This window comes from Prevotella sp. oral taxon 317 str. F0108, from assembly GCF_000162415.1.
Lineage (GTDB): Bacteria > Bacteroidota > Bacteroidia > Bacteroidales > Bacteroidaceae > Prevotella > Prevotella conceptionensis.
In genome coordinates this window covers 24595-28607 of sequence record NZ_GG740080.1, presented here as the reverse complement: position 1 = coordinate 28607, position 4013 = coordinate 24595, and the positions used below count along the sequence as shown (strand labels likewise).

General features: G+C 44.8%; 5 protein-coding genes. All 5 read left to right on the top strand.

Going from position 1 to position 4013, the window contains the following annotated elements; translation table 11 throughout:
• Positions 1-96 precede the first annotated feature (96 nt).
• The 5 genes from HMPREF0670_RS17275 (at position 97) to HMPREF0670_RS14600 (ending at position 3731) form a co-directional block, all read left to right on the top strand.
• Positions 97-798 carry an RHS repeat domain-containing protein gene (locus HMPREF0670_RS17275; protein WP_009231917.1) on the top strand — a complete coding sequence of 234 codons (702 nt, stop codon included), beginning with the start codon at positions 97-99 and terminating at the stop codon, positions 796-798.
• Positions 732-1310, top strand: a complete 579-nt coding sequence (locus HMPREF0670_RS17270; RefSeq protein WP_232213945.1) for an RHS repeat-associated core domain-containing protein — start codon at positions 732-734, stop codon at positions 1308-1310. The genes HMPREF0670_RS17275 and HMPREF0670_RS17270 overlap by 67 nt, the downstream gene beginning before the upstream one ends.
• A complete protein-coding gene (locus tag HMPREF0670_RS14610; RefSeq protein ID WP_044078424.1) occupies positions 1307-1642 on the top strand; it encodes a hypothetical protein in 336 nt (111 codons plus the stop codon). The genes HMPREF0670_RS17270 and HMPREF0670_RS14610 overlap by 4 nt, the downstream gene beginning before the upstream one ends.
• A 474-nt stretch (positions 1643-2116) precedes the next feature.
• Positions 2117-3085 carry an RHS repeat domain-containing protein gene (locus tag HMPREF0670_RS16805; protein ID WP_009231916.1) on the top strand — a complete coding sequence of 323 codons (969 nt, stop codon included), beginning with the start codon at positions 2117-2119 and terminating at the stop codon, positions 3083-3085.
• Positions 3086-3089: 4 nt separating this feature from the next.
• A complete protein-coding gene (locus HMPREF0670_RS14600) occupies positions 3090-3731 on the top strand; it encodes a hypothetical protein (RefSeq protein WP_009231915.1) in 642 nt (213 codons plus the stop codon).
• The last annotated feature ends 282 nt before the right edge of the window (positions 3732-4013 follow it).

The window sequence follows — 4013 nt, the reverse complement described above, 5'->3', positions numbered from 1 at the left end:
AACAGCGCCGACCGAACCGACCGCGCGTACGCCCGCGGCGGTCAGCTGCGTGAAGACCGCCGATGGCGGTACCATTACGACAAGCAGGGCAACCTGGTGCTGAAGACGAAAAGGAAGATAAGGGCTGATTTGGAACATGCCGTTCCACAGACGAAAGGCAAAGGACTCTTCGGCCTTTTCTCCGGTAGTAATACTTCAAAAGAAAGGAGGGAACAGGAAGGACTCATTGCTTGGCAACCCGGTGACTACGCCTACACATGGCTGCCTAACGGCATGCTGGGCAGCGTAACTCGGCCAGACGGCAAGACCGTCACATTCAAATATGACGCATTAGGGCGGAGAATCGAGAAGTCCTTCAACGGCCGCGTGCACCGTTACCTCTGGGATGGCGACGTCATTCTTCACGAATGGGAGTACGCCGAGACGGATCGCCCGCAACCGATCGTTGCCGAAAACGGCGAAGTGTCGTTCGACAAGCCCGAGCCAACGGACAACCTCGTCACCTGGGTTTACGACACCGACAGCTATGTTCCAACCGCCAAGTTGGTAAACGGCAAGCGTTACGGCATCGTGAGCGACTACATCGGCCGCCCCGTGCAGGCCTACGACGAACACGGAACGCTCGTCTGGCAAGCCGACTACGACATCTATGGCAACCTGTTCGACCTCAAGGGCAACAGGGAATTCGTGCCGTTCCGCCAGTTGGGGCAGTATGAGGACGAGGAGACGGGCTGTACTACAATAGATTTAGGTATTACGACCCGAATACGGGTGGGTATATATCACAAGACCCGATAAGGTTGGTGGGGAATAATCCTACATTGTATGGGTATGTGAGAGATATCAATATCTGGGTAGACAGATTTGGACTAAACTGTGATAGAGTTAAAAAAGCCAGAGAACGACAATATCGTATGCTGCAAGATGACAAGGGTTTTAATATTAGCCCTATAGATTGGGATTCTTATCCTAATATTGGCTTAAATGGTACATTTATAACAGATAGGACAGGAGCTTTAAATAATCTTCCTAACTTTAGAAAGGGTGATACCGTAACCATCTCATCAGCAACAGCATCAAGCATAGAGCGTGGCATGGGGTTAAAGCCTGGTAGTCTTCAGAATGGATTTAAAGTGAGAGAAATCTCAGACATTACTTCTATGAATCCTCGCAGCCCATTAGAAGGGAATGAATATTTCTTGGGGCCAGGGCAGCATTTACCGAATGGGGCACCAGAAATGGTGATAAATTCAGTTCCAACAATTGATAATGAATCTGTAACAACTATATTAACTGTATTAGTGAAATGAGTGATATATTAAATGATAAGATTATTGTGGTAGAACTTGCAGGGAAAGAAATTATACTAAGAAATACTAGTAATAACTTCAAGAATGAGCTCATCGCTATGGGATTTAGAAATGTAGGTTCAGAGTATTTTTTGGTTCTCCCTATTGAGGATATTGACAACCGAGTACTTATTATTAACAAGTTGATCGATTTAGGTGGATTATTCTCAGGAGGAAATGGTTGGGCTCCTTCAGAAGTGGTAGATTATTACAAAGAAAAGGGGCTAATTAGTGCCAAGTATAATCGGATTTCCTGGAAAGCCCCAGGCAAGTTCACAATTAGTACAGAATAACTTATAAGGTTGCGCAATGCGATAGTGTGTCTCTGCAAATAATTGTAAGAGAGAAATGCCTAGTCTCCATCATTGTTGTATTTTTTTGAAATGTAACAATATTCGATTCCCATAATGTGTTCTCATAAGTTTGCCTTTTTTGAGAGGCACAAGGCTCAGTCTTGTGCGGAGGATTCTTGAATATGGCATAACACATCTGAGACGGTTAGCCGCAGTAAGGAATAGGACCGCACATACGCCCGTGGCGGTCAGCTGCGTGAAGACCGCCGATGGCGGTACCATTGCGACAAGCAGGGCAACCTGGTACTGAAGACGAAAAGGAAGATTCCGCCCATTGCAGAAACCCCGCAAGGCGATCGTAAAAGTGTCTTCGGTCTCTTCTCCGGTAGTAATACTTCAAAAGAAAATGGAAGAGAAGACGGGGCTTTAACTTGGCATCCCGGCGACTACGCCTACACATGGCTGCCTAACGGCATGTTGGGCAGCGTCACTCGGCCCGACGGCAAGATCGTCACATTCAAGTACGATGCACTGGGCCGGCGGATTGAGAAAGCTTTCAACGGCCGCGTACACCGCTACCTATGGGATGGTGACGTTGTCCTTCACGAGTGGGAGTACGACGAAACGGAACGGCCGCAACAGATAGTTGGCGAAAACGGCGATGTGTCGTTCGACAGGCCCGAACCAACGGACAACCTCATAACCTGGGTTTACGACACCGACAGCTATGTTCCAACCGCCAAGTTGGTAAACGGCAAGCGTTACGGTATCGTGAGCGACTACATCGGTCGCCCCGTGCAGGCCTACGACGAACACGGAACGCTCGTCTGGCAAGCCGACTACGACATCTATGGCAACTTGCTCAACCTCAAGGGCGACAGAAAGCTTGTGCCGTTCAGACAATTGGGGCAGTATGAAGACGAGGAAACGCGATTGTACTACAATCGGTTCAGGTATTACGAACCGAGTACGGGTGGGTATATAAGCCAAGATCCGATAGGGTTAGAGGGGAATAATCCAACATTGTACGCTTTCGTAAAAGATGTAAATATGGAAGTTGACGTGTTTGGGTTGGAATGTTCTAATTTTAATGGGCGTAGAGGTGAAAACTTAGCCGAATTTGACTTAGAGCGCAATGGCTTTAAAATCGTAGGAAGGCAAGTTCCTATGACTATAAATGGTCAAAGTATAAGAGCAGATTTCGTTGCTACTAGAAATAATAAAGTGTATGTTTTTGAAGCAAAAATGAATTCTGGAAGATTGACACCAGCACAGAAAGCAAGTGGAGTTTTTAGTACTAAAAAGGTTGATATGGCAAATACAAGTATGTCTGGTGGAGGAACTATAAAAACATCTAAAGGTAGTAGCGGAGTATACATCGATGGAAACGGTAATACTACCAATGCAACATTCCATGTAGTAAAGTATAAAACGAGGATATAGACAGATGGGAAAAAAAGAGTTTAAACAATGTTTTAAATCTCAAATAGAAACACTAGTTGAAAGATTTAATTCGAGACAGATAGTTATAGAGTATTCTAAGAATATTGCCAACATAAAGTTTATGAATGAAACCGTTGGGAAAATAGAATTTAAATTCCTAACAGGAAAACAATTGTCAATGGGAGCTATCGCGAGTATATTTATAACTGCAAATATTTTTGGAGGGGAGATTTGGAAAGAAATTTTAGAAAGTACAGGGTTTAGAAAAAAGGACTCTAATATTTACACCAATTACTTATACTCTTTTTATTCATCTTTACCCAATAATAATCTTTTTAAAGGTTCCAAAACGGATTTCTTTTCATATGATAATATAGAAGAGAAACTATCTAGTTTTTTTGACTTTATTTCCAAAGAACTGTTAAGTAAAATATCTAACATCCTTATGAAACGAGCAATGGCAATAGATGATATATTGAATACCCCACATTACTATGGGCAGCCTGAAATATCAATGCTCTTATTGTGCAGAGATAATCCCCAGGAACTATCGTTATCAGCTATTGAGGAAGACAAAAGGTTTCGAAACTCGTCATGTATTAATAAGAGAATTTGGGAGGAGAATAAAACTGTTGTTTTTTTATAGTCAAAATGAAACCGTTGGGGATTGCAGTAAAAAAGCATTAAGCCTGTAAGTAATAGGGGCTACCGCTGGGACGACGACTTCCGGCTTTCGCACGCCCACGATGCAATAAGTGGGCGGATTGTGCGTTATTTCTACGATGACTTCGGCAGTCTGGCCGAGGCGGAATATGGTGACGGCGCACGCCAATGGCGCAACCCCGACGTGATGGGCAACGTGTACGACAGCGCCGACCGAACCGACCGCACATACGCCCGCGGCGGTCAGCTGTGTGAGGACCGCCGG

What these genes read in the sequence shown, in the direction of transcription:
- HMPREF0670_RS14610 (WP_044078424.1), top strand. Translation starts at nt 1,307, where the DNA reads ATGAGTGATATATTAAATGATAAGATTATTGTGGTAGAACTTGCAGGG.
- HMPREF0670_RS16805 (WP_009231916.1), top strand. Translation starts at nt 2,117, where the DNA reads ATGTTGGGCAGCGTCACTCGGCCCGACGGCAAGATCGTCACATTCAAG.
- HMPREF0670_RS14600 (WP_009231915.1), top strand. Translation starts at nt 3,090, where the DNA reads ATGGGAAAAAAAGAGTTTAAACAATGTTTTAAATCTCAAATAGAAACA.